Below are 26,147 nucleotides of genomic sequence, written 5' to 3'. Positions count from 1 at the left end.
AAACAAGACGCTTATTCGGAAACCACACCATGGCAACCAACTTCCATCAACCTTCGGTTCATGCGCTCTTCGACGCAATGCCCACTGCGTTGATCACTTTCGGTGTCAACGGAGTTGCGACCTACGCCAACCGCGCTGCGCGCCTCCACCCGGACAAACCGGTTGAGGCCATGAGTGGCCGGATCGTGATCAAGAACCTGGCGCAAGCCATCGCCTTGGGCAAGGTCAAGCTGCCCTACCCAGCTGAGGTGGGGGTTGCAGACGGTAAAAAACTCAAGGGCATGTTCATGGCCGGCCCTTCGGGCCTTGACATTGCATTTGTCGCCTTGCCTGAAGAAAAAGAGTCGACCACGGCCGGCCCTGGCATCCAGAGCCGGATGGGTCTCGAACAGATCATTGAACTGCTGCAAGACGAAGTCGGCCCCCCCATGCGCAAGCTCACCAGCATGTTGGGCTCCCTGCCCGAGAGCGAAGCTGGGAACCGCATCGAAATGGCGGCCGACGAGCTCAAAGAGCGGCTGCGCCGGCTGGCGGACTTGCTGGCGGTCTTTGGCGAAGAGGCCATGCAAATGGACGATCGCATGGACCTGGGGGCCCTGGTCACCCAAACCCTGGAAGACCTCCGCCCGAAAGCGGTGCAGTCCAGAGTGCGATTTGAAGTCCGCCCGCCTAACAACACGCTCCCCCCTATTTATGGCAATGCCCGCCTGATCAAGCGCGCTTTGACCGAGTGTTTTGACAATGCACTCACGCACTCGCGCCGTGAAGTCAAAGGCGGCGTGGACTGTGCGGTGCAAATCAGTTACACGCTGACCGGCGAACACATCTTGGTGAGTGTGCGTAACCAAGGGGCCGTGGCCCCGGAAGACAAGGGCATTGAAACGCGCGATTTGTTCGCTGCGCGCAGCCCCAACCAGGCGAACGGCCGCCTGGGCTTGCCCCTGGTGAACCGCATCATCGGTTTGCATGGCGGCAACATGCGGATGTCCATCGTGGATGGTGAAGACACCCGCGTGATGATTGAATTTCCCACCGGCGCGCCGCAGCGCGGCCAAGCCAATTTGGATATGGAACAGGCCCAGCGCTACGCCGCGGATCTGGCCCAGTTAATGCAACGTCGCAAGAAGGAAGACGCATCATGAAACGCAAAGCACTCATCGTCGACGACCAGCCGGACATCCGCAAGCTGATCATGATGACCATGGAATGTGAAGACTTCGACCTCCACGAGGCCGACAACGGGGAGGACGCTTGGCTCGTCGCCCAAAAGTTGCGCCCCCAGCTCATCTTGCTCGACGTGATGATGCCAGGCTCGCTGGACGGCTACCAGGTCTGCGAGAAGGTCAAGGCGGACCCGATGCTGGGCTCCATGACCAAGGTGATCTTGCTGACCGCCAGAGGCCAAAAAGCCGATGTGGAGCGTGGCCATGAAGCCGGTTGCGACGCCTATCTGGTCAAGCCCTTCAGCCCGATCGAGCTACTGGATACCGTCGACCGCTTGGTCCCCTGAACCACACCCGCTGCTGCTATGCAATCCCTGCAAGGCCTCACGTTCATCAGCCGCCGCCGGTGGGCTCCGCCCTACCGGATCGGCAGCCTGATCATGGGTGGAACACTCGCCGTCATGCTGATCCTGTCAGCACTGTATGGCGTGTATGCCTACCAACGCATCAGCGCTGAAACACTGCGACTTGCCCACACCCATGCCACGTCGGTGGCCCGCATGGTGGCAAGCAGCAGCTCTGCAGCGCTGGTGACGGACCGGCAGCAAAACTTGCAAGCCAATGCCATTGATGCGATTCAGCTGCCCGGCATTGAGCGCATCAGCGTGTACCGCCCTGACGGCATCAACCTGCTCGAAGCCACGCGCTCGCCCGACGGCGTGCATGTCAACACCGGCAAACCATTAACCGGCTCGCAACTCACCCAAGAGCTACCCGCGAGCGGCCCTGCAGGCGACTATTACACCGCCTGGCAGCAGGTCGACAAAGACAATACCTTCAACAACGTGTGGGTGCGGGTGGACTACAGCTTGCACGAGCGCACCCAAGAACTGCAACGCCTGTGGCTGCAGTCGGTGTGGGTGGCTTTGGGCTTGATGGGTTTGGTGATGCTGTGCCTGCGGGTGATCATTGCCCGGGCACTGGCACCGGTGCGCGAGCTCACCGAATTTGCAGCCCAAATTCCGCTGCGCATGGGGGAAGAAATCGCGCTCGAGCGCTCCAGCGTCGAGGTCAGCCAACTGCAATCCGCCATCAACCAGGCCAGCCGCGGTATGGCAGCACAGGTCAACCGGGTGCAGGCGATTGTGAACACCGCGGCAGAGGCCATCATCGGGCTGGACGAATACGGAAGAGTCACCACCACCAACCCGGCAGCGACCAGTATTTTCGGTCGCTCGGAGGAAGAAATTTTGGGCAGCTCTATCGAGTGTTGTGTGCCCGGCCTCAATGCCGATGCGCTGCACGAGATGTTCGGCCAAGGCATGGAGCATGTGCTGAGCATCAGCCGCGTGACCCGCCATGACTTCATGGGAACCCGGGCGGACGGCACGCCCTTCCCGGTAGAAATTTGCCTGGGCGAAGTCAAAAACGACAAGACCCTGCGCTATGCCTGCATCGTGCGCGACCTGACCGACGAGCGCGCGGCGCAAGAAACCTCCGAGCTGTATGAGCGCGCACTGGCCAGTAGCCACAACGCCGTCTTCATCACCAACGGCAAGATGGAACACCAACCCATTGTGTACATCAACAATGCGTTCCAGAAATTCGTGGATTTGCCACGCTGGGACATTCTGGGTGAGAGCCTGGCACTGCTGCGGGGCAAGAATGCCGACGATCCGGGCGTGCGGGAGCTCACCGAGGCAGTGCGCGAACACCGCAACGCGAATGTCACCATCCACCGCGAACTCGAAAACGGCGAGATCCAGATTGCTGAAGTCTCCTTGTCGCCGGTGATGTCGGACAAAGGCACCTTGACGCACTTTGTCGGCATCGTGTCGGACATCACGGCGCGTGTACGGGCCGAGGAAGCAATGGCCGAACGACGCGCGCAATTGGATGCGATCTTCAGCCTGAGCCCGGATGGCTTTGTGATGTTTGACGCGCAGGATCAGTTGGTGTTTGCCAACCCGGCGTTCGAGCGCATGACCGGCTTGGGCAAACATGGCTCTGCACCAGTCAGCCTTTCGCAGTTCGAGCATCAGCTGCTGGCCTTGTGTGACGAAAACAAGCCATTGCCGGCCATGCGGGGCGACCAGCCCGATGCATCGTGGGAAGAAAAACTCCAACTCGCACGCCCCCAGCGGCGCGTGGTGCAGGCCCGCTCACGGCGCAACGAGGCCGGGCGCCGCGAAACGATTCTCTACTTCCGCGATGTCACCCATGAAGACGAGGTGGACCGCATGAAGAGCGAGTTTTTGACCGCTGCCGCGCACGAGTTGCGGACACCGATGGTCAGCATTTTTGGCTTCTCCGAGCTGCTGACACGGCGCAAGTTCAATGAAGAGCGCCAGAACGACATGCTGCGCACCATCCACAAGCAATCGGGTCTGCTGGTGAAAATGCTCAACGAGCTGCTGGACCTGGCCCGTATCGAATCGCGCGGCGGCTTGGACATGCAAATCACGCCCCATCCCCTGGTCGATATGGTGCAAGGCTGCATTCAGGGGCTGATGCTCAAGGACACGGACCGACCTGTCTTGCTGGCCCCCCTGCCGGAGCTGCAAGTGTTGATGGACCCGGAAAAGATGCAGCAGGCCCTGACCAATCTGTTGGCCAACGCATTCAAATACTCACCACAAGGCGGCGACGTCACCCTCGACGTGCGCACCGAAGTGGCACAGGGTGTGGAGTATGCCGTCATCAACGTGCGGGACCAGGGCATCGGTATGAGCCCCGACCAGTTGGAGCGGGCTTTTGAGCGCTTCTACCGCGCTGATGCTTCGGGCAACATTCCGGGCACCGGGCTGGGACTCAGCTTGGTCAAAGAAATCGCCGAGCTGCACAAAGGCCGCGCCGTGTTGCAAAGCGCGTTGGGACACGGAACAACGGCGAGCCTGTGGATACCTTTGGCTGTGGACCTGTAAACCCCGCAGGGCATTTGCAGCACAAGCCTCGGCAAGTGCGCCAGCAGATGCCCTGAAAAGCCTTCTGGCGGATGCCCTGAAAGGGCTTAGAGGGACAGCTGCCGGTTGCGGGCGAGCAGCTCGATCGCCGCAAAATCGACCGGCTTTTGGAACAGCGCTGTGCCTTCGGGCAGGCCACCGCGGTCCGCCACGTCGCCCGGGCTCAGGGCCGTCACCGCCACCACCTGGAGCCCGGCGAAGCTGACGCCGCCGGCGCGCAGGGAGCGCACCATTTCAAAACCATTCATGCCCGGCATGTTGAGGTCGGTGACCACCATGTCTGGCATCCACTGCCCGATGCGAACCAGGCCTTGGAATCCATCACTCGCGGTACTGAGCTCCACTGGGAAGGACCAGCCCTCCACCACCATGGAGAAGAGCTGTCGCAGGTCGGCATCGTCTTCCACCACCAACAGCCGTAAAGGGCGGTCGCCGGCAGCAGGCTGGCCATGCACCACCGGAACCAGCATGTCCGAGCGCTCACGGGTCAGGCGCTCGACCGCACTGCGGGCAATACGACGGTGCCCACCGGCTGTACGCCATGCCGGCAATACGCCCGACTCCACCCACAGCTGCACCGTGCGCACCGCCACGCCCAGCACTTCGCCCACCTCGCGGGTGGTCATGAGTTCGCTGTTGCTGTCGATCTTGCGCATGGCGTTCAGTGCATTCCGGAGGGTTCTTGCAAGGGAAGCCACAAAGTGACTTCGGTGCCCACACCCTCCACGCTGTCCAACTCGGCATCGCCACCTTGGAGCTGCATGATTTCTTTCACGAGGCTCAAACCCAAGCCGGTACCCGGGATGTCCCCTAGCGGGTGGGCGCGGTAAAAACGCTCAAAGGCCCGTGCGGATTGCGCGGGCGTCATACCGATGCCTTGGTCCGTGACGCGCACGCCCACTTGCTGCTGCTCGCCCACGCGGCGCAGGCAGGAGTCCAACAGCACGCGGCCACCTTTGGGGGAATATTTCACGGCGTTGGACAGCACATTGAGTAGCGCCTGGCGGGTCTTTTCAAGGTCGGCCTGCACCACGCAACAGCCATGCGGAAGCTCGCACACCAGGGCATGCTGGTCGGCCTTGTAGTGCCAGCCAGCAAGGGTTCCGTCGACCAGTGCAGCCACACTGCAGGAGGCGATCCGCAGGTCTTTACCCCGCCTAGCCTCGATGCGCGAAAGGTCGAGCAACTCATTGATCAGGTCGATCAAAGAGCGGGACTGCCGGTGAATCGTGCCCAGCAGCTCCTGCTGTTTGTCGGGGTGAAGCTGCCGGACCAGCATCAATTCGGTGAAACCAAAAATGCTAGCCAAGGGTGTGCGCAACTCATGGGCGGCTGCCGAGAGAAACTCTGATTTCATCCGGTCAATGTCGTGGGCCTCGGTCACGTCGCGCAGATACAGCCGGTGACCGCTTACTACGCCGGTGTCTTGAGCTACGCACCGGACCTGCAACACCTTGCGGCCGCCGGAAAGCCACTCCACGCGGCACTCGGCCGAGCTACCCGGCGTATGCGGCAGGTCCATGACCCATGCCGTCAAGCCGGCGCGCTCTGCCATGTCTGCCTGCTCCCACCACTGCATGGCACGCGCGTTCAGTGGCTCGGGCTCTGTACTGGGGTGCCAGATGAAAACCGCCTCGTCCGAACCCTCCAGAGCGCTTTGCATTTCCTGCAGTTGGCGGCGCAAACTGTCGGCCTCGGCATGCACCTCCGGCTGTGCGCACAACAGAGCGTCCGGGTCGATCCACATCGCGCCCGACTCGGCGCCACACTGCAGATGGTAGTTTTTCATCATAAATGGCTGCTGCTCAGGTAGATATCGCGCACCATGCTCTTATTTTTATAGCGCCTAGCGACCGTCCACTGATGCGCGCCCGAGCAGGTGCACCGTGAGTGCATCCAGATAGCCGCACAACCGGTCCGCGCTCAAAGGTTTCTGGTAGCGCACCACCTGTTGCGGTAGCCGGGTGTCCCCCTCCATCTCCTGCGGAGACATGGCAGACAGCGCGATGATGTTGAGCCCCTTCAGGTCCGGCTCTTGGGCCAATGCCTGGATCAGGGTAAAGCCGTCCATCGGCTCCATCACCAGATCGGTGACCACCAGATCGGGAATCATGGCGCGCACATGGGTCAGAGCCTGGTTGGCTTCGTTAACGATGGTCAGCTGGACCGTATGCCCTATGCGTGCCAGCAGCGATTTGAAGAACGCGATTTGCACCGCGTCATCCTCGACAAGCAGGATCCGCAAAGGCCGCGCGCTGGTCACTCCGGCCAGGCCGACATTGCGCGCGTTGAGCAGTTGCTCCACGCTGCTGCGAAATATCCGGCGATGCCCTCCGGGGGTGATCCAGGCATCCAACTCCCCGTTGATCACCATTTTTTGCACCGAGGTGGTGGAGAGCCCCAACAACTTCGCCGCCTGTTGGGTGGTTAAAACGTCGCGTTCAGCGTTCATATCAACTTTCTCCGGTTGCATTTTTCATGACCTACATGCAATTCGCACAAATATAAAAAGAAATATTGATTAAATTCAATTAAATCATTTTTACATAAATAAGCTGGAAGATCAATTGAAATTCGATCAATTAATGAAAAACAAACAAATTTAAACAGGGGTCCACAAACGCTCAATCGCATCGGCCACAACGGCATAGTCTTGAGCCGCCCTGCTGTGCGCGGCGTGCTGCCGCACCGGCTTGCCACGGCCGAACGCCTCGGCCACCCGGATATCCACCCGGATGCCGGGCAGCAGACGGTTCCGCCCGAATTGCTGGCCCAAGTCCTCGCAGACCTCACGGTGCAAGCCAATACGCGCATCAAGCATCACCGGCACAAAACCCAGCACTTTCAAGTTGTCGTTCATGCCGCGGCCGGCGACCCGGAAGATCACACGCGCCAACTGCCGGATCCCCTCGCCGGACAAAAAATGGGGCACAAAGGGGACCAACACCCGGTCGGCAGCGCACAAGGCGTTAAGCAACAAGCCATCCAGCGAAGGCGGTGTGTCCAGCACAATCAAGTCGTAGTCCGCCAGCAAACCCTCGGCGGCCAGCGCCAAACCCAGCGCGTTCGAGGTATCCCCCGACCCCCCGTGGTTGAACAAAGGGTCTGCCGGGACCAGATCCAGGCCCGGCACCGGACAAGGGCGCAGCGCCTGCCGCAAGGTGTTGTGCCCCGCCAGAAACCCTTGGGCGGAAGCGGCACCCCGCACTTGCGGAACCCCGAGGCCTATCGCACAGTGGCTCTGGCTATCGAGGTCGATGAGCAAGACCCGGCGGCCCCGGGCGGCATATTCGCTGGCCAGGTTGACCGCCATCGAGGTCTTGCCGGTACCGCCTTTGCGGTTGGTGATCACGAGTACGCGGGCTTGTTGCATTTAGAAGAGCTCGATCTTGGGCAAACCGTCGTTACTGACCTGCGCTTCACCACCAGTGGCGGTTTTGTGCGCGAGGTGCTGGCTGGCCATCACATAGCGGGACACCTGTTGCTCCAGCTGCTGGGTGAGGGACACCATGCCCTCGCGGTCCCAAGGCTTGTCGTGCATCTGATCGGCCACGCTCTGCAAATGGCTGTTGAGCTCATGCATGGCGCCCTGCACTTGCTCGATACGCTGGCGGATCACATCGTGGAACTGGATCTGACCCAGCGCCTCCGAGAGCTTGTGCACGATCTCCATATGGCCGCTGCGCACACCCTCCACGATTTCCAGCAAACTCGCCGAGCCCTCTGCAAAGCGCGCTTGCATCGCGTTGATGTCGTCCAGCACCTTGCGCATGTTGCCGGCTGAGGAATGCCGGTCTGTATGGCTCTCCACGCTTTCCAGCTCTTGATCGATCCCGTCGGTGGCAGAGCTGATGCGGCGTGCAATGTCCACCGCAACCTCGGCGGTCCGGTTGGATAGCACCCGGATTTCGGCTGCCACCACCGCAAAACCACGGCCGCTTTCGCCGGCACGGGCGGCCTCGATAGCAGCGTTGATGGCCAGGAAGTTGGTTTGCCGAGCGACGTTGGAAATCACATCCACCAAGGGCGTCAAAGCCTTCACCTCTTGCAGGCGCTTGAGCCGTCCGAGGTTGGTTTCAATGTCGCGCTGCTGATCCTGGACGAACATTTCCAGAATCGCACCGAGTTGCTGGTCGACCTGGATCTTTTCGCGCACCACCTCTGACAGCTCGGCCCCGTTGGCTTCAGACGCCTGTATCCGCTCGAGCTGTTGGCCCGAGACCTGATACACCGAATCCACAATTTTGATGACGTTCATGACGCCTTCTTCGGTGTCACTCACCGAGCCATCGAGCTGCTGGGCCAGTACCTCCAGGTAGGGCGCCACGTGGCGCAGCTCGGCAGCGGCCGTGTCCGGCGGCATCCGGGATTGGGCTCCCACGCCCCGGCTGGTACTGCGGGCGTGCTGCCATGCCCGGTGTACCACCAGGTTCAAGCCACCGGCCAAGGCGATGGCCAGCAGCGATACGGCTAAATACTCCCAAGGTTTGGAGCCACCCAAAACCGTTGCAGTGTGGGCGAGGCCCCAAGGGGCCAGCCAGTACATGGCCACACCGACACTGCCCCACACGAGGCCGGTCATCCACAGGCGGTGAAGCCAAGGTATGTCAAAAGCTTGCAACATGGTGTCTCCTGCACGAGCAACCGGGCTCAGGCGCCAGGCACGACCTGCTTGACCACGCGGACCAGATCAGGGCCGGACACCGGCTTGACCAACCAGCCGGTGGCCCCCAGTTTCTTGCCCTCATCGCGCTTGCTGGCGTCGCTCTCCGTGGTCAGCGTCAGGATGGGGATGAAACGGTAGCCCGGCAGGGTTTTGACCTGGCGAATCAGCTCCAAGCCCCCCATGTTCGGCATGTTGATGTCGGTAATGATCAGGTCCGGCTTCAACCCGCCCTTCAGCTTGGTCAGCGCCTGCACACCGTCGGCGGCGGTCTGCACCACAAAACCGTTCATCTCCAGACTGCTTTTGACACTCATGGTCATCGTGAGCGAGTCGTCCACGATCAAAATTGTTTTTGCCATCACTCTCTCCTTACGAACCGGCTGAAAACACGCTGCGCAAGGCACTCTCCAGTGGCGCAGCGACAGGCCAAACGGCCACCTGCACACCGGCGGCCATCAGCACTTGAATATTGGCGGGGTGCATGTGTGTGCACGCAGAAAAATCGGCTTGCACCGGGCTGCGCTCCTGCAGCCAGGCCAGAAGCACTTCGGCGTCTTCCACACCGACGATCTCGGCAAACACCACCTCGGTGTCACGGTATTCGATAGTCATCAGAGCATCTCCTTGGTGTTGAGCACCATCAGGACGGAGCCGTCTCCCATCAAGGCCGAGCCGGAGTACGCCCGCAATCCGCTAAGCACCCCGGAGAGCGGCTTGAGGATGATGTCGGCTGTCTCATGGAAGTCATCCACCACCAGCCCCAGCGACTCGTCGCCTACGCGGACAACCAGCACGGCATATTCGTCGCTGTCGTTGGTCACTGGCGGTGCGGCCAGGCCCAACACGGCGTTCAGGTCACGCAAGGGGACCACCCGCCCACGCAACAGTGTTGCCTTGCGTTGCTTAATGGTGCGCACCGAAGCGCGCGGCACCCGCACGGTCTCGACCACCGCATCCATCGGAATACCGAACATCTGCTGGTTCGACTCCACGGTCATCACATTCGTCACGGCCATCGACAGCGGCAGCGACAGGCGGATGCGGGTGCCCTGCCCTTTGGTGCTCTCCAACACGATATTGCCGTGCACCTGCTCGATGGCAGTGCGCACCACATCCATGCCGACACCGCGGCCCGACAAATCCGAGATCACCTCGCTGGTCGAAAAGCCAGGAATGAACACCAGGTTGACCGCCTCCTGGTCGCTGATGCGGTCCATCGTGGCCTCGTCAATCAGCCCTTTTTGGTAGGCCTTGAGCTTGATGGCCTGGGCGTCGATGCCTTTGCCGTCATCGGTGATTTCAATCACCACCCGGTCAGCCTCCTGGCGGGCGGCAATACGCAAGGTACCGGCAGCCGGCTTGCCTGCTGCGGTGCGCACCTCGGGCATTTCAAAGCCGTGGTCAAGGCTGTTACGCACGATATGGACCAAGGGGTCGCCCAAAGACTCGATGATGTTTTTGTCAGCCGCTGTTTCCTGGCCCTCGAGCTCCAGGTTCACCTGCTTGCCCAAACGGCGCGAGATATCTCGCACCAGGCGCGGAAAGCGCTGGAACACAAAAGACACCGGCATCATGCGGATCTGCATGATGGCGTCTTGCATTTCTTCCGAAATCCGGTTGATCGTGGCGTACTGCCCCTTGATTTCCCGGGCCAGCTCGCGCACGCCAAACACGGTTTCCGCGCGATTGGCCAAGTAAGGCATCGCGTTTTTAGCCACCACCATCTCGCCGATCAGGTTCATCAGGCGATCGATCTTGACCTGGTCCACCTTGAGGCTCTTCGGGCTCGCCTCTTCGGGGCGACGCCCCACTCGCACATCCGCCTCTTGCAATTCGGGCTCTGCGGGCTCCGGCTCCATCGCAGGTGCCGCCACGGCAGCCACCACAGGCGCAGGGGCCGCCGGCACTGGTGCGCTGACCTTCATGGCGGGAGCGACCGTAGCAGGTGCTACCGCTACAGGGGCCACAGGAGCTGCAGGCACGTCGGCCACTGCGGCCTCTTCCGGAAAAGTCTGGTCCAGCCAAGCGGCCAAGGGGGCTGCGGTTTGTGTTGCCAGTGCAGTGGCAGCCAAGGCCTCCAGCGCCGGCACTTCGCCCTGCCGGCCAAAGGCTTTTAAGCAACCGCTGAGGGACGCCACGGCAGCCTTGATGCGTCCGGGCAGCCACGCGGCATCGTCGGGCAGCGCCAGCACCTCGCGCTGCACATCGATCACATTTTTCAGCGCCATCGCATGCACATTGTTGTGAATCGGCGATTGCGCAAGCGCCGCGGGTTTGGCGGGTGCCACCGGATCGGCAGCTGGCTCGGTCCAGTCCGGGTTCTCGAAGGTGTTCACGGCCGAGACCAATCGGCGCAACGCGGCGGTATCAGGCTGTGCGGCGGTCAACAAAAGCTGCATCCACCGCAACGCAGACGACAACCACAGGCTGCTGCTCGACAGCTGGATCATGGTGTCCACCGCGCGCTTGAAGCCTGTCAGGTCCTGGTGGTCGATCAGCGCGAGCGCGTCTTCCACAAAATCTTCGTACACCGGCCCGCCGTTGGAGTCGCCTTGCGGTATCAGCAAACACAGTGCAGGCACCTCCACGATGTGCACCTGGTCCTGCACATAGCGATAGTGCGCATCGACCTCGCCACGATCAGCGGCCACCAGCACATCAAAATCGAGCATGCACCGGTAGGCATCCAACTCCGCCAATGCGGGCCAGGCGGCCCGGGCCGACATGCCGGTCCACAGCCAGCCAGGGGTTTGGTTGGCCTGGTGCAGAGGGTCATCCCCCTGATAAAAGCACTCTTCGGACGGTACATAGCGCACCCACAACAGGGGCGCACCATCCCGTGCTTGGGCCCACGCCTGCATCCGTGCGGCCTCAGGCACCCGGGCCAATTGCTCGGCCAGGGGGAAGGCGGGCGCCACGCTGCCGCTTTGCACTGCACCCGCCTCGCTCACCGCCGGCGCGGATGTTTCTGCATCCGGGCTGATCAGTGCGCGCAGGGCTTTGGCTTGGCGCACGGCCTCGGCGGCCATGTCAGCAGAGACCGGCTTGTCGGATTCAATGCCATCACACAACAAGCCCACAAAGTCCATGGCGTCCAGCAGGCGGTCTGCCAGCGTTTGCGAGTAGCGCACCTCTCCGTGGCGCACCGCATCCATCAGGTCTTCGCCGGCATGGAGCACCCGGCTCATTTCCGGAAAATCAAACAAGCCGCTGTTGCCCTTGAGGGTGTGCACCACCCGGAAAAGCTGGGTCATCAACTCTTCGTCGTCGGGTGCCCGCTCCAGCTCCATGAGCTTGCCGCCGATGCCTTCCAACGCATCGCGCGCTTCGGACAAAAACTGTGCAAGCAACTCATTCATAGCGCATCCCCTTGCAGCAAGGCCACGTGTGCCACCAACTGATCAGGCCGTGTGGGCTTGACGAGGTACAGGTTGGCTCCCGCTGCATAGGCCCGGCGCCGGTCGGCAGAGGCGGACTCGGTCGACACCATGATGGCGGGCACTTGCGGCATGTCCTGGCGGCGGAGTTCGCGCAAAAAGCCGTAGCCGTCCAGCTTGGGCATATTGACGTCGACCAGGTACAGGTCAAACGCGGTTTGCATGGCTTTCTCAAGGGCCTCAATTCCGTTGATCGCCTCTTGCACTTCGTAGCCGGCACTCTCCAGGATATTGCGGTGGTACATGCGCACCGTAGCGGCATCATCAATTACCAGTATTTTTTTCATGGGGTTTACTCCGTTGGCTTCTGGTAAACAATCGCTTCGGGGAACTTGCGCACCTTGTAGAGCGAAGAAATCCGGCTCATGGATTCGGAATGTCCGAGGCAGATAAATCCCCCCGGTTTAAGGGCGTCGTAAAAGGTTTCCGCAGCCGCCTTGCGGGACACATCGTCAAAATAGATCAGCAGGTTGCGGCAGAACACCACATCAAAATTGCGGTAGGCACGCGTGTCCGCCCGGTCCGACAAGTTGACCCGGGTGTACTCCACGGCGCCACGCAAGTCGTCGCAGATCTGAAAGTCTTCCCCCATCTGCCGGAAGTACTTTTGCCGGTATGCCGTGGGCAACTGCCCTACCGACCTCGGCGAATACAAACCACGGCGGGCCTGCTCGAGGATCCGGGTGTCGATATCCGACGCCACGATTTCCACATCAAAATTGTGGATGCCGGCCCAGCGCTCCAGCAGGTAGATCGCAATCGAATAGGGTTCTTCTCCGCTAGAGGAAGGCAATACCCAGATCCGCAGCGGACCATCGTCTTTCTTGCGCGACACCAAGTCCGGCAACAAGGAGTTCACCAGGCACTTGAACTGGTACTCCTCGCGGAAAAAGTAGGTCTCGTTCACCGTCATGGAGTTGGTGAGCGTCTGCAACTCGACCCCACTGGCCTGAAAGCGCAGCATGGTGAAGTAGCTGCGAAAGGTGGCGTTGCCGGTGTCAGCCATTCGCTCCAGAAGCCGCTTGTCCACAAAGTAGCGCTTGGACATGTCGAACTGGATGCCGGTTTTGCGATAGAAGAACTCCCGGAATTTCTGGAAGTCGTCTTCGGAGATAGAGGCGTCTGCCATACGGTGCTCAGTTCTCTTGAATGCGTTTGATCGCGAGATCAGCGGCATATTGGATGTAAGGCTCATCAGCGAACCGGACTTTGAGGCGCAACAGAGATTCGAGTGAGGCTGCGCCACCGACCTCACCCAGCAAATCCACCGCGGTGCCGCAGACGTTGACATGGTCGTCCACATCGATCACCTGCAGCAGCCAGTTCTCCACCAAGGGGTGGCGCAGGGACTCCAGGATGTTCACCGCGAAGATGCGCACATCGCTGTCTTCATCCATCAACAGGCCCAGCATGATCGGTGCCACCGCATCGGGCAGTTGCTTCATGGCTTCGATGGCTTCGTTCCGCAGGCCCGCATCCTCAGAGCGCAAGCACGCCACCAGGCCATTGACAGCGGTACCGTCACCAATGCGGGTGATGCTGGTCAGCATGACCTCACGCACCGAGGCATCAGGCTCGACTTGCAAAGCTTCCACCAGGGCCTCCGAGCAATCGGGGCAATCCACCAGATCCCGCGCAGCCCAGCGGCGCGCTTCGGGGTCAGCGGCGAGCAATTGCTTGCACAAGCTGGGGCAGTCACGCGCGGAGGTCCGGGTGTCCCCGCGGACGCCCTCCGCTGGAGTTTGTTTGATCAGTCCCATCGTGTGTACCTCAGGTGCGTGCAACCCAGGTTTTGACCTGCGCTGCAATTTTGTTTAAGGGGAGAACCAGGCTTGCGCCTTTGCGCTGAACCAGTTCTTTGGGCATGCCGTACACCACGGCGGTTTCTTCGGACTCGGCAATCGTGCTGCCACCGCGCCGTTTGATTTCTGCGAACCCCTCGGCACCGTCGTAGCCCATGCCGGTGAGCAGCACTGCGATGATCTTGGAGGGAGCCACATGCTCAAGCGCACTGCGCGCCAGCAACTCCACCGACGGATGCCACATGTGCTCGGGCGACTCCGGCTTGGGCGCCACGGTCAGGGTGTTGCCACGTTTGCTGAGCACCATGTCTGCACCCCCTTTGCCGATGTAAATCTTGCCGGCTACCACCGGCATGGGGCGATCGGCCTCCAGCACCTCCAGGGGGCACATGGCGTTCAGGCGGCCTGCAAAAGGCGCGGTAAAACTGGCCGGCATGTGTTGCGCCACCAGCACCGGCAGAGGAAAGTCTTCCGGGAAGAAAGGCAACACCTCTTCCAGTGAGCGGGGGCCGCCGGTAGAGACCCCCACCAGCACCACCCCGTCTTGCTTGCTGGCCGCCAACTGGCTCGCGCGCTCAGCCACCACCTGCCGGTCGGTTGCCATGCGCTCGCGCAATGAGCTGGGCTCTGCGCCCGAGGTCGCTTTGCTCCGCAGTTTCGAGCGGGCTGCTGCCCGCACTTTGGCCAGCATGTCCTTGCGGATGTCGTCCAGCGTGAGCGAAATCGTGCCACCGGGCTTGGCCACATAGTCCACCGCCCCGAGGTTGAGGGCCTCAAAGGTGGCCAGTGCGCCTTTCTCGGTGAGAGACGAGACCATGATCACCGGCACCGGCCGCTGGGCCATCATCAAGGAGAGGGCGGTAATACCGTCCATCTCGGGCATGTTGATGTCCAGAGTCACGACGTCAGGCTCAAAGCTCAGGTTTTGTTCCACCGCATCCTGGCCGTTGCGGGCCTGGCGGATGTCGAAGTCACCTTCGCTTTGAAACAACTGCGTCAATTGGCGCCGCATCAGTGCGGAGTCGTCAACGATGAGCAGTTTGATCATGGCGGTATCTCTCTCTTTCTTCAGGCGCTGATCGCCGCAACCTGGTTCAGATCGGCGTCGGCGAGCAAGTGGGAGGGTTCCAGCAGCTGGAGCATGCGTTTCTGCTTCTCGAGGTTGGCCATGCGGGCCAGCAGGCTGCTTTGCGCATCAGACATGCGGGGTGCCGGCTCGATCGCGTGCAGTGGCACCTTCAGGACTTCGGCCACCGAATCCACAATGAAACCGGTACGCACGTTGTGGATCATGAAGACCACGATGCGTTGGCCATCATTACGGGCCACCCCGTTCAGCCCCAGCCGACGGCGCAAATCCATCACCGGCAAGACCTGTCCACGCAAGTTGATAACCCCCTCCACCGCAGCAGGTGCTTTGGGCACATGCGTCAGCTCTGCGGGCACACGCACGATTTCCTGCACGCTGTCGATGGGCACACCGAACTCCTCGGTGCCGAGGCGGAACACCACGACCTGCTCATCATCCGGGCCCGTGTTCTGGTGGCGGTCTGTCAGGCGCTGGCCCTCGGCATCGAGGTTGGCCAGGGCGTCCTTGATGGCAGAGTGGCGAAACAGGTTGTCGGTAGAGATGATGGACACCAAGCGCTTGCCGCCGTCGATGCTGCAGATTTCGGTGATATCGGCCATATCGCCTTCGCGGGCCAACAAGGGCGGCATGGGCTCCACCAGCTTTTGCGGGACCCGCAACACCTCGTTCACGTTGTCTACCACCACGCCGACTGATGCGCCCTGCACCGACACCACCACGATGCGGCTGGACTCATCCGACGCGCGGCGGTCGAGTGCAAACATGCTGCGCAAGGAGACCAGCGGCAACAGGCGGTTGCGCAAGGTCATCACCCCCAGTACATGACTCTGAGAGCGCGGCACTTTGATGATGGTCTCGGGGATTTGCACAATTTCTTGCACATCCGAAATCGCAATCGCGTATTCCTGAGCCGCTACATCAAAGCTCACCAGGTGCAACTCGTCTTCGCTGGCCAGGTGCTGCGCAGTGGCCGTGGTGCCAGAGCCCATGCTGCTGATGCCAGCGGCTTGCTGGTCGCGCTGCATGCGGGCAATGTGGGCAAACTCCTGGTCGATCAGTTTCTGAAAGTTCAGAACCATCACCATGGCGTGGCCACCCACGTCTTTGATGATGCCTGATAGCAGGTCTGCATCGACGGTGCAACCGACGCCGTCCAGGCCTTCCATTTTGCTGGGGTCTACCCCAACTACGCTGGATACCCGGTCCACCACAAAGCCCAAAGGCTCGCCGTAATTGATGACCACGGCCCGCGAAGAGTCGTCAGACACCCGCTCGGCAAATCCCAGCGCGCGGCGCAAGGACACGATCGGCAACACATGGCCCCGCAGGTTGGCCAGGCCCTCCAGGGTGTGAGGCGCCATGGGCACCCGCACAACCTCAGGCACACGGATGATTTCTTGCACCGGCGCCATTTCCACCGCGAAGACCTCGTCCCCCGCCATGAAAGTGACGTACTGCCGGATCCCGGAGGCGTTGTCGCCTTCGTCCGGCACAGCCGCACCGGGCGGCTGCATGGAACTGTTGGGAGTGCTCATAACGCGTTACTCCGGTTCAAGCGCTTTGGAGTTCGTCAGCGAGTGAAGAGATCTCTTCGATAGCAGCCGCCAGTTCTTCGGCGCCTTGGGCTTGTTGCTTGGCTGCGGAGGCCGCCTCTTCCGAGGCTTTGGCAGCTTCTTGCGCAGCACCCGCGATTTGCTCCACACCCCTCTTCACCTGTGCGACTGCCGCTCCTATTTCTGTTGCAGCGGCCAGAATCTCGCCCACGTTGTTGCCCACCTCGGCAATATCGCTCTCGATGGTGAGCAAATTGACGGTGGTGGCTTTGGCCTTTTCAACCTCGTTAACCGCAGTCGACACGATTTCTTCAAGGTCACGGCCTACAACGCCGATCTGGTCCTGCACCGCCTTGACCAGGTCTTTGATGCGGTCGGCGTTCTCGGCAGAGTCTTGGGCGAGGTTGCGAATATCCGTGGCAACCACCACAAACCCTTTGCCGAATTCACCGGCCCGGGCCGCTTCGATCGAGCCGTTCACAGCCAACATATTGGTTTGGATCGACACCGTGGTGATCGCATCCACAATCTTGTCGATACGGCGGGACACGAGCTCCAACTCTTTCACCTGGCGAATGCTTTGGCGGCTGGAGTCTGCACTGGCCAACACGTTGGCAATTAGCGCGTCCACCGAGGTCTTGTTGCTGGCAAGCAGTTCGCGAATCGCTTTCACTTTGGCCGTGCCGGCGGTGCCGCGCTCCACCGCCAACTGGGCGCTCTTTTCGATCTGGGTCACGGCTGCAGAGGCCTCTTCGGTTCCGGCGGATTGAACCTCGGCACCTTTGCGGATCTGGTCGATGGCGGCCATGATCTGGGAGCCCGAGCGGCTGATTTCCTGCACCGCGGACGACAACTCTTCTGCGGCAGAGGCCACTTCCTCGGCGCTCTTGGCAACATCGGTCGAGTTCTTCAGGTCCTCGGCCAATTCCGACAGACCTTGGGCGGTTTGCTCGCATTGCGACAGGGCCTGCGCCTGCTCTGCCACCGTTTTGGCGGCCTCTTCTGCGGCTGCGGACTGCTCTTCGGCGGCCGCGGCAATATCTTCAGAACCCTTGAGCGCCTGCACGGTTGCAGTCGCAGACTGCTGGGCACCGGTGGCGATCTCGCTGATGGCGCCCACGATTTCCACCGTGTCTTTGCGGATCTGCTCCAGCTGGCTGGTGATCACTTTGCCGTTTTGCACTTCCTCTTCCACCGCTTTGGCTGATTGGCCAATGCCTTCGGCGATCACTTTGACCTCGCCCTGAATCTGGCCCACGAGATCCTGGATTTGTTTGGCGCTCTTCTCAGAGGTCTCGGCCAAGGTGCGTACCTCGTCCGCCACCACTGCAAAGCCTTTGCCGTGCTGCCCGGCGCGGGCGGCTTCAATCGCGGCATTGAGTGCCAGCAGATTGGTCTGGTCTGCAATCCGGGCAACCGCTTTGACGATGTCCCCGATATTGGCGGCCTGCTTTTCCAGCTCTGCCACCATGCCCACCGATGCCGCTTGCCGCTGTGCCGACACCCCCACATTAGCCACCAGGCTGGTCACTTCGGTGCCTGTGCGGGCAATCAGTGCCTGAGAGGACTCCACGCGGGCCGCACTGGCCTTGGCGTTTTGCAACTGGCGTGTCACGGCACCTTCTACCTGCTTGAATGCGGCCAGCGACTCCTGGGCTGCGCCTGTTGCCTCTTCGGCACCGGTGGCGATCTGGTCGGATGCGCGCTTGAGCTCTTCGGCGGCAGAGGCCGCTTCGGTGATGCCGGATGACATCTCAGTGGTGGCCGCCGCAATGCGCTCTGCCGCTTGCTGTTGCTTGGCCAGCGTGCGGGCGCGCTTGCGTTGGGCCTCAGCCTCACGGGTGACAGCGGCGGATGCGCGGGCGGAGTTGGTATCTGCAGCGACGCCATGCGGTGCGCTAACGGCTTTTTTAACGAGTGCCATGGGAGTGAGTCCTTTCGGGGGGGAGTTGCAGGCAGCTGGGCGCAGGGTTGACGAGAACGAAAGGGCAGCGCCGGGGCCCGGCCATATTCCATTGCGCTGCTGGGGAAAACATGAAAGAGCCTTGTGAGTTAGCGGTGGGCCGCGCCGGCGGCTGCAGGCTCTAGCTGGGCCGCCTCTTCAATCAGGCGGGTCACCAGCTCAATCAGCTCCACAGGCTGAAAGGGCTTCACCAGATAAGCCTTGGCGCCACTTGCCATGCCGGCTGAAATGTCGTCCTCCGAACCGGCGGCCGACAACATGACCACCGGCACGTTGCGAAGCTGGGGGTCTGCGCGCATGACTTCGCAGGCCGTCAGCCCGGAAACGCCGGGCATCCGGACATCCATCAGCACGAGGTCGGGCTTGTGTTCACGCGCCATTTCGAGGCCCTGCTCACCGCCATTGGCCTCCAGCACCAGAAAGCCCATATATTCGAGCGTCATGCGAATCAGCCGGCGAATGCCATCGCCGTCCTCAACTGTCAAAATTGTTTTTTTCATGTTTTTAGCACCTGAAAATCTATTTGGCGAATTTACCGAAAATTCCACTTTTAGTGTTGATTTTGATTTAAATTTTTTCTCAAACTTTTCTATCACTTCCTTCTCGCGATAGTTTTCATGTTTATTTTTTCGAAGATCGTGGCGTGGATCACCCAGCCCTTGTTCTGGGTTCTCCTGGTGTTGATCAGTGCGTGGGTGCTCGCCAAGCGACGCCCGGCGCTGGCGCGACCGGCCCTGGGCTGGAGCGCGGTGCTGGTGGCATTGATCGGCTGGATGCCATTGCCGGAACTCCTGATCCGGACGCTGGAAGCGCCTTATGCCGAGATCCCCCCGGAAACAGACATCTCCGGGTACGCCGGCATCGTGGTCTTGGGCGGTGGTACGGCCCGGGGGCACCTGCAGGCCGACTACCGCCACCCGTTGACCAATGACGCAGGCGAACGCCTGTCTGTCTCTGCAGCGCTGGCGCTCAAGAATCCGGGAATGACAGTGATCTATACGGGTGGAGAAGGCGACCCCAACGGGGGTGGGCCCAGCGAGGCTGAGCGGGCACTCAGGTTCTATGACAGCCTGGGGGTCCCGGACGGGCAAGTGCGTTACGAGTCGGTCTCGCGGAACACGTATGAGAACGCGGTGCTGACGGCCGAGCTACCGGGCATCAACCCGCAAAACCGCTGGCTGCTGCTGACCTCTGCCTGGCACATGCAGCGGGCCAAGGCCACCTTTGAGAAAGCGGGGTGGAATGTGACGGCCTACCCGGTCGACTTCCGCGCCGAAAGCAGCCCGCGGTGGACACGCTACTCGATGCAAGCCGGCGTCTCCGACTGGCAAATGGTGCTCAATGAATACGTGGGCTGGGTGGCCTACCGGCTCACCGGGCGGCTCTAAGCGCCCGGGATACCAAACTTATGCCAGGGGCTCTTTGAACGCGCGCACCTGGTCGATACGCCGGCCTTCGAGGGTCTGCACTTCAAACACCCACTCGCCCACAGTAATGCGGGCACCGGGCTGGGGGAGTTGACCGGTCACCGCCATCAGCAGCCCTGCCAGCGTGTTGTAGCGGCCACGCTCTTCATCAGGGAGTTCATCCTGAATATCCAGGCGGGCTTTGAGCTCGCCCACCGGCATGAGCCCATCCAACAACCATTGGCCATTCTCTTGCAGCGTGGCCCAGGCCTCTTCCTTGGCGTCTGGTTGCAGTTCACCGGTGATGGCCTCGAGCAGGTCATGCGGGGTCATCAGGCCCTGCACCACGCCATATTCATCCACCACAAACACCATCCGGGCCGAGCGCACCCGGAATTGCTCGATCAGCTCCATGCCAGTGAGTGTCTCGGGCACAAACACCGCCTGCTCGGCCAATGAGTCCACGGTACCGGTGTAGGTGTCGCCCATGGCCAGCAAGCGGGACACGCTGACCAGGCCCACCACATTGTCCAAAGAGCCGCGGCACACCGGATACCAGGAGTGGCCGTTACCTTCGCGGGTGTCACCCGCCAAGGCCAGCGCCTGGGGAACGCTCAAACCGGCCTCTATCCACGCAATATCGACCCGCGGCAGCATCATGCTAGTCAACGGCCGGTCGTCAAGGTGGAACACATTGCGCACCATCTGGTGCTCGTGCTCCTCGATGATGCCGGCATCCACCCCTTCTTCAAGGCTGGCGGATATTTCTTCTTCCGTCACCGCGCGGTTGTCGGTGGCGTTGAGGCGGAGCAGGCGCAGGGTGGCGTGGGTCGCGTAAGACAGCAGTTTCACAAAAGGTTTGGCCCCCGTGGCCACCCAGGTCATAGGAATCGCTAGAGCCCGTGCCACGGTTTCGGGATAGAGCTGCCCGATGCGCTTGGGCACCAACTCGCCGAACAGAATGGTGATGAACGTAATGCCGGTCACCACCAGCGCAGTGGCCGAAATCTCGGCTACCCGGGTGGAGAGCGAAAACTGGGTTTCCAACCAATGCGCCACGCCGTCGCTGAAGGCCGCTTCACCCACAATGCCATTGAGCATGCCGATGGAGGTAATACCCACCTGCACCACAGACAAAAACTGGGTCGGGTTATCCAGCAGGGCCAAGGCCGCCTTGGCCCCCTTGTCTCCAGCCTCCACCATGGTTTGCAAACGGACTTTGCGGCTGGCTGTGAGCGCCAGTTCCGACATGGCGAATACGCCGTTGAGCAAGGTGAGAACCAGAATGAGTAAGAAATCCATGGATGCAAGCGAGAATCGAGACCATGGCAATGTACCTTATCGGGGATGTTCAGGGCTGCGACACCGCTCTGGAACGGCTCACCCAAGCCATCGACTTTTCTCCCAGCCGCGACACGCTCTATGTTTTGGGCGACCTGGTGAACCGTGGCCCCGAATCTGCGGCGGTACTGCGCCGCTTAATGGGCTACGGCAGCGCAGCCCGCTGTTTGCTGGGCAACCACGACCTGCATTTGCTCGCGGTGAGTTATGGGGTCCGCAAACCCGGCAAGCGCGATACCCTCGCCCCCTTGCTGGAAGCCGACGATGCGCCCGGGCTCTTGTACTGGCTACGGCACCAGAAACTGGCCATTTACGAAAAAGTGGGTGATTCAGGCATATTAATGGTCCACGCCGGCGTATTACCTGCGTGGACAGCTATCAAAACAATAGCATTAGCCCAAGAGGTGGAAGCCGCCCTTCAAGCGTCGGATGCGCACCTTTTCTTCCAGCAGATGTATGGCAATGGCCCGGACGCTTGGAGCGACACCCTCATCGGTGCGGACCGGTTGCGTGTGATCGTGAATGCGCTGACCCGGCTTCGTTATTGCACGCCGGAAGGTGTCATGGAATTCAAACACTCCGGCGGCCTAGAGGCAACACCTGCAGGCTATGTGCCTTGGTTTGATGCCCCCGCCCGCCAGACCACCGGTGAGGTCATGGCGTTTGGCCACTGGTCCACACTGGGCTGGCTCCACCGGCCGGATGTATGGGCCCTGGACAGTGGTTGCGTGTGGGGCGGGTGCTTGAGCGCGTTGCGGGTTGCTGCTGCACCCGCAGGCGGTCTTGCGACCGAGCTGATTCAGGTGAAATGCCCTCAGTCCCAGGAACCCGGGGACTGAGAGCCACCCAGACCGTTAGGCGGACTTGAACAGTGCCGCGACCTTGCGCTTGGGCTTGATGTTGGCAGAGATGCCACGGCTGGCCGGCTTGGCCGCCGACTCCCACGATGGGGAAGGCGCTTCAGCCGCAGGTGCGCTGGGCTCGTAGGGCTTGTCAAAGAACGGATCGCGGGGCGCAGGAGCCGGACGACCGTATTCGCGGGGAGCGCGGGTGCGGTAGGCATCATCACGCTCGTTGCTATGGCTGCGGCCACGGCCTGCGTCACCACGACCGTCGCCTCGGCCTTCGCTACGGGGGCCACGAGCTTGCTCGCCGTTTTCTGCGTACATGCGGCGGCCGTCATTGATACGGCCCTGGCTGCGGATGTCCGGACGGTCTTCGTCGAACTCCACGGCTTCGAGCTCGATCTTGGTTTTGATCAGCTTCTCGATGTCAGCCACCAAGCGCGCATCGTTACCGCCACCGACAAAGCTCACCGCCAGGCCGGAGGCGCCAGCGCGGCCGGTACGGCCGATGCGGTGCACATAGTCTTCTGCGTTGAACGGAATGTCCATGTTGAACACAGCGGGCACGTCCTTGATGTCCAAGCCGCGGGCGGCCACATCGGTACAGACCAGCAAGTCCACTTCGCCTTTTTTGAAGGCTTCCAGCGCTTTCAGGCGCTCGTCCTGGGTCTTGTCGCCGTGCAAGGCAGCAGCGCGCAGTCCATCGCGCTCCAGGGCGCGGGTCAGGCGGGCGCAACCGAGCTTGCTGTTCACAAAAACAAAAGCTTGTTTGATTTGTTTGCTGCGCACGATCTGCAAAAGGGCGTGGCGCTTGTCATCGTCGTTGACGCGGTAGAAATGCTGCTCCACGGTGGAAGCCGTCGCGTTGGAACGCGCCACTTCAATCGTGATCGGGTTTTGCAGGTAGCTGTTGGCCAAGCGTTTGATTTCGGGCGAGAAGGTCGCCGAGAACAGCAAAGTAGTACGGGTCTTGGGCAGGTAGCTCAAGATGCGCTGCAGGTCCGGCAGGAAGCCGATGTCCAGCATGCGGTCAGCTTCGTCCAGCACCACGTATTCCACCTGGTTCAACACTGCGTTTTTGGCTTCGATGTGGTCCAGCAAGCGGCCGGGGGTCGCTACCAGCACTTCCACACCGGCTTTGAGCTCCAGGGTCTGGGGCTTCATGTCCATGCCACCAAACACCACGGCACTGCGCAGGTTGGTGTACTTGGCGTACAGCTTGACCTGCTGAGCCACCTGGTCGGCCAGCTCGCGGGTAGGCAACAGCACCAATGCGCGAACGGGGTGGCGGGCGGGAGAGGTGGAAGCGTTTTCGTGCTTCATCAGGCGCTGCAGCAAAGGCAGTGCGAATGCGGCAGTTTTGCCGGTGCCTGTCTGGGCGGCGCCCATGACGTCTTTCCCGGTCAGCACGACGGGGATGGCCTGCGCCTGAATCGGCGTCATGGTGGTGTAGCCCATTTCCGCTACGGCGCGGGCAAGCGGGTTGGCCAGCTGCAGCTGGGCAAAAGCCATGGTGGGCGTGTCCGCGGTGAGCTCGTTGGAGGTCACGGGAGTGGGAGTCAATTCAGTAATCAAATCGGTAAGGCATAGCCATAAAGAGTGCTATCCATCCGATAGCGGGTCGCCCAAAGGAAGTCAGGGCAAACCCCGATTATCCTCTAGTTCCCAATTCCTACCACGCACACCTGTGGTGTGTGGGGGCTAGATTCCCCGCCGGGCCGCCCCAAGGGGAATCCGCCCCCCTGGGGGGCAGCGACCCGCAAAGCGGCGGAGCGTGGGGGCTAGATAGTCCGGTTAGAAAACGTGTCGCAGCCCTTGACGCTGCCGGTTTTCAGGCCCTTGTCGAACCAGCGCTGGCGCTGTGCGCTGCTGCCGTGGGTAAAGCTCTCCGGCACCACTGCGCGCCCTGAGCCGCGTTGCAAAGCGTCGTCACCGATTTTGGCGGCGGCATTCATGGCTTCGGCCACATCGCCGTCCTCCAGCAGCTGGCGGGCGTTGTTGGCATGGTGCGCCCAGACGCCAGCAAAACAGTCGGCCTGCAGCTCCAAGCGCACGCTCAGGGCGTTGCCTTCCGCCTCGCTGACGCGACCCCGTGCCTCCTGCACCTTGGCGCTGATACCCAACAGGTTTTGCACGTGGTGACCCACCTCATGGGCGATCACATAGGCCTGCGCAAAGTCGCCTGGCGCGCCCAGTTGTTTTTGCAGGGTCTCGTAAAAACCGAGGTCGATATAAACCTTTTGGTCGGCCGGGCAATAAAAGGGCCCCATGGCGCTCTGGCCTTGACCACAGGCGGTCGGCGTAGCGCCGCGGAACAGCACCAGTTTGGGGTTGCGGTAAGTGCCGCCCCCTTTGGCGAAGACCTCGCCCCAGACATCTTCCGTATCGGCCAGCACGGTCGACACAAATTTGGCCATCTTGTCATCGGCCGGTGGGCGTTGGGCAGGTGCCTGCTGCACCTGCGCCGTGGGCGCCCCACCGCCGCTCAGGGCACTCAAAATCGTCAAGGGGTTGATACCCAGCACCCATCCGCCCAGCAAGGCAATCACGATGGTGCCGACCCCCAAGCGCCCGCTCAGCAGCGCGCCCAAAGGCCCAAGCCCTCCGCCACCGCCGCCCCTGAAGCTGCCACCACCGCCACTGCGGCGGTCTTCCACGTTGTCGGACTCGCGGTTGCCTTCCCATTTCATAGCTGTATCTTTCGCCCGCCCTGTTCAGCGGGAAGAGGTGGTGGTGGTTTCAATAAACTGCGCCAGTTGGGCCGACCAATCGGCCGACTCCGGCTGCAAGGTTTGCAAAGACTCGATTTCCACTCCGGCATCGCCGAGCATTTTTTCGGAGGCTGCGTTCACCCGCTCCTGGTGCGCTTTCTTTTCAAGGTACACCACGCGTTTGATACCGACCTGGATGATGGACTGCACACAGCGCGGGCACGGGTATTGGGTCGCGTAGATGGTGGAGCCATGCAACGGCAAGGAAGTGCAATTCAGGATCGCATTCTGCTCGGCATGCACGATGTAGCTGTGGCGCGAGTTCAGCGGGTCGGTGTCGTCGTCCTGCCAGTAATGCTCGTCGTGGTCATCGCAGCCACGGGGCAAGCCGTTGTAGCCCACGCCGGAAATCTTGTTGTCCGGCCCGACGATGCAGGCGCCATTGCGCTTGCGGGAATCTTTGGAACGGGCGGCGGCCAGAAGCGCCACACCCATGAACATGGAATGCCAGTGGATCAGAGAATCGTTTTTCATAGCATGCAGTGGTTTGGTCCAGTCTAGCATTCGACGCTTGACCGATGGCACAGGGTGCGCTGTTGAACAGACAGGCCCCGGCGGGACAACTACTGTGCGTCATGCGCTTCATCACCCTACTCCCCCTCATGGCGCTGTGCAGCGGGTGCACCACCATGCTGCCGAGTGAGCAAACCGACTCCAGCACCTTCACCAGTTTTGACGAAGCGCGCTTGGCCGTCGAGGTGCTGGTACCCATGCAAAGCAACTGGCACCTGATAGAGACCGGCAACCTCAACCCCGCCAATCACCCCAATGCAACGCACCTGACACAGGCAGACATCGTGCGCAAATTCTTTGTCCCCAACACCATGCTGACCCGGGACGACCTGGACCCCGGTGTGCTGACCTGCGTGGCCGCCCGAAGCAATTGCCGGGGGATCGAGTTGATCATCTCCAAGATCACCAAGGCGCGCACCGGGGGCTTTTTCAAGGACGTGGCCAACTTCAGCCGCCGCACCGAAACCACCGGCTGGCGATTCAGCGCCACCATCCTGATGGTGGACGACGTGGTCGTGTACCGGGCCTGGGGTGGCCAGCCGTGGGTCAATGAACTGGAAGTCACCCACAACCCGCTCGGCCCGCTGCAGGGCATGAATTTCTCGGGGATTGTGAAGCCCTGAGCTCAGGGCAG

Annotated in this window: 25 protein-coding genes; 6 read left to right on the top strand and 19 right to left on the bottom strand. The window is 61.3% G+C overall.

The features are described from left to right. Positions 1-29: 29 nt before the first annotated feature. Genes RAE21_RS01970 through RAE21_RS01960 form a run of 3 tightly spaced genes read left to right on the top strand, consistent with a single transcriptional unit; the run spans position 30 to position 4,087 of the window. Positions 30-1,142 carry a sensor histidine kinase gene (locus RAE21_RS01970; RefSeq protein WP_313879909.1) on the top strand — a complete coding sequence of 371 codons (1,113 nt, stop codon included), beginning with the start codon at positions 30-32 and terminating at the stop codon, positions 1,140-1,142. Then, the gene (locus RAE21_RS01965; protein WP_313873817.1) at positions 1,139-1,510 is read left to right on the top strand and encodes a response regulator transcription factor; all 372 of its coding nucleotides are present in this window, start codon (positions 1,139-1,141) and stop codon (positions 1,508-1,510) included. Before RAE21_RS01970 ends, RAE21_RS01965 begins: the two co-directional genes overlap by 4 nt. Before the next feature lie 18 nt (positions 1,511-1,528). Next, positions 1,529-4,087, top strand: coding sequence for a PAS domain S-box protein (locus RAE21_RS01960; RefSeq protein ID WP_313879908.1), 2,559 nt, complete (start codon positions 1,529-1,531; stop codon positions 4,085-4,087). 86 nt (positions 4,088-4,173) lie between these two features. Here RAE21_RS01960 and RAE21_RS01955 read toward each other — a convergent pair whose 3' ends face one another. From RAE21_RS01955 to RAE21_RS01885, 15 genes are all read right to left on the bottom strand, one after another. Further along, positions 4,174-4,782, bottom strand: a complete 609-nt coding sequence (locus tag RAE21_RS01955; protein WP_313879907.1) for a response regulator — start codon at positions 4,780-4,782, stop codon at positions 4,174-4,176. Between the two features lie 5 nt (positions 4,783-4,787). Further along, a complete protein-coding gene (locus RAE21_RS01950; protein ID WP_313879906.1) occupies positions 4,788-5,918 on the bottom strand; it encodes a sensor histidine kinase in 1,131 nt (376 codons plus the stop codon). Positions 5,919-5,972: 54 nt separating this feature from the next. Continuing rightward, positions 5,973-6,578 (bottom strand): response regulator, encoded by a 606-nt coding sequence (locus RAE21_RS01945; protein ID WP_313879905.1) that lies wholly within the window; start codon positions 6,576-6,578, stop codon positions 5,973-5,975. Positions 6,579-6,728: 150 nt separating this feature from the next. Further along, complete coding sequence (locus RAE21_RS01940) at positions 6,729-7,499, bottom strand: ParA family protein (protein ID WP_313879904.1); 771 nt, start codon at positions 7,497-7,499, stop codon at positions 6,729-6,731. Beyond that, the gene (locus RAE21_RS01935; RefSeq protein WP_313879903.1) at positions 7,500-8,750 is read right to left on the bottom strand and encodes a methyl-accepting chemotaxis protein; all 1,251 of its coding nucleotides are present in this window, start codon (positions 8,748-8,750) and stop codon (positions 7,500-7,502) included. A gap of 26 nt (positions 8,751-8,776) precedes the next feature. Beyond that, complete coding sequence (locus RAE21_RS01930; protein ID WP_313879902.1) at positions 8,777-9,151, bottom strand: response regulator; 375 nt, start codon at positions 9,149-9,151, stop codon at positions 8,777-8,779. A gap of 10 nt (positions 9,152-9,161) precedes the next feature. Beyond that, positions 9,162-9,404, bottom strand: coding sequence for a hypothetical protein (locus RAE21_RS01925; RefSeq protein WP_313879901.1), 243 nt, complete (start codon positions 9,402-9,404; stop codon positions 9,162-9,164). Then, a complete protein-coding gene (locus RAE21_RS01920; RefSeq protein WP_313879900.1) occupies positions 9,404-12,151 on the bottom strand; it encodes a chemotaxis protein CheA in 2,748 nt (915 codons plus the stop codon). Before RAE21_RS01920 ends, RAE21_RS01925 begins: the two co-directional genes overlap by 1 nt. Further along, complete coding sequence (locus RAE21_RS01915; RefSeq protein ID WP_313873827.1) at positions 12,148-12,516, bottom strand: response regulator; 369 nt, start codon at positions 12,514-12,516, stop codon at positions 12,148-12,150. The genes RAE21_RS01920 and RAE21_RS01915 overlap by 4 nt, the downstream gene beginning before the upstream one ends. Positions 12,517-12,521: 5 nt before the next feature. Next, positions 12,522-13,358, bottom strand: coding sequence for a CheR family methyltransferase (locus tag RAE21_RS01910; protein ID WP_313879899.1), 837 nt, complete (start codon positions 13,356-13,358; stop codon positions 12,522-12,524). Between the two features lie 7 nt (positions 13,359-13,365). After that, entirely contained in the window at positions 13,366-13,989 is a 624-nt protein-coding gene (locus RAE21_RS01905; protein WP_313879898.1) for a HEAT repeat domain-containing protein, read from the bottom strand. A 10-nt stretch (positions 13,990-13,999) separates the two neighbouring features. Then, entirely contained in the window at positions 14,000-15,079 is a 1,080-nt protein-coding gene (locus RAE21_RS01900; protein WP_313879897.1) for a protein-glutamate methylesterase/protein-glutamine glutaminase, read from the bottom strand. 20 nt (positions 15,080-15,099) lie between these two features. Continuing rightward, the gene (locus RAE21_RS01895) at positions 15,100-16,656 is read right to left on the bottom strand and encodes a chemotaxis protein CheW (RefSeq protein WP_313879896.1); all 1,557 of its coding nucleotides are present in this window, start codon (positions 16,654-16,656) and stop codon (positions 15,100-15,102) included. Between the two features lie 16 nt (positions 16,657-16,672). Next, complete coding sequence (locus tag RAE21_RS01890) at positions 16,673-18,598, bottom strand: methyl-accepting chemotaxis protein (RefSeq protein WP_313879895.1); 1,926 nt, start codon at positions 18,596-18,598, stop codon at positions 16,673-16,675. 128 nt (positions 18,599-18,726) lie between these two features. Beyond that, entirely contained in the window at positions 18,727-19,137 is a 411-nt protein-coding gene (locus RAE21_RS01885) for a response regulator (protein ID WP_313879894.1), read from the bottom strand. A gap of 117 nt (positions 19,138-19,254) precedes the next feature. Between RAE21_RS01885 and RAE21_RS01880 the strand changes: the two genes are divergently transcribed. Continuing rightward, positions 19,255-20,025, top strand: coding sequence for a YdcF family protein (locus RAE21_RS01880; protein WP_313879893.1), 771 nt, complete (start codon positions 19,255-19,257; stop codon positions 20,023-20,025). A gap of 18 nt (positions 20,026-20,043) precedes the next feature. Here the strand turns inward: RAE21_RS01880 and RAE21_RS01875 are convergent, their stop codons facing one another. Next, complete coding sequence (locus RAE21_RS01875; protein ID WP_313879892.1) at positions 20,044-21,345, bottom strand: hemolysin family protein; 1,302 nt, start codon at positions 21,343-21,345, stop codon at positions 20,044-20,046. Between the two features lie 23 nt (positions 21,346-21,368). On the opposite strand from RAE21_RS01875, the gene RAE21_RS01870 reads away from it, so the two are divergent. Next, positions 21,369-22,223 carry a symmetrical bis(5'-nucleosyl)-tetraphosphatase gene (locus RAE21_RS01870; protein WP_313879891.1) on the top strand — a complete coding sequence of 285 codons (855 nt, stop codon included), beginning with the start codon at positions 21,369-21,371 and terminating at the stop codon, positions 22,221-22,223. 15 nt (positions 22,224-22,238) lie between these two features. Here the strand turns inward: RAE21_RS01870 and RAE21_RS01865 are convergent, their stop codons facing one another. The 3 genes from RAE21_RS01865 to RAE21_RS01855 all read right to left on the bottom strand — a co-directional run bounded on the left by RAE21_RS01865 (position 22,239) and on the right by RAE21_RS01855 (position 25,474). Next, the gene (locus RAE21_RS01865) at positions 22,239-23,741 is read right to left on the bottom strand and encodes a DEAD/DEAH box helicase (RefSeq protein ID WP_313882630.1); all 1,503 of its coding nucleotides are present in this window, start codon (positions 23,739-23,741) and stop codon (positions 22,239-22,241) included. Between the two features lie 269 nt (positions 23,742-24,010). Then, positions 24,011-24,919, bottom strand: a complete 909-nt coding sequence (gene ypfJ, locus RAE21_RS01860; protein WP_313879890.1) for a KPN_02809 family neutral zinc metallopeptidase — start codon at positions 24,917-24,919, stop codon at positions 24,011-24,013. Between the two features lie 24 nt (positions 24,920-24,943). Beyond that, a complete protein-coding gene (locus RAE21_RS01855; RefSeq protein WP_313879889.1) occupies positions 24,944-25,474 on the bottom strand; it encodes a deoxycytidylate deaminase in 531 nt (176 codons plus the stop codon). 101 nt (positions 25,475-25,575) lie between these two features. Here RAE21_RS01855 and RAE21_RS01850 point away from each other — a divergent pair, with 101 nt between their 5' ends. Next, complete coding sequence (locus RAE21_RS01850; protein WP_313879888.1) at positions 25,576-26,136, top strand: hypothetical protein; 561 nt, start codon at positions 25,576-25,578, stop codon at positions 26,134-26,136. The last annotated feature ends 11 nt before the right edge of the window (positions 26,137-26,147 follow it).

The sequence above is a fragment of the Rhodoferax potami genome (assembly GCF_032193765.1).
GTDB lineage: Bacteria > Pseudomonadota > Gammaproteobacteria > Burkholderiales > Burkholderiaceae_C > Allorhodoferax > Allorhodoferax potami.
This window is presented reverse-complemented; position numbering and strand designations above follow the sequence as displayed.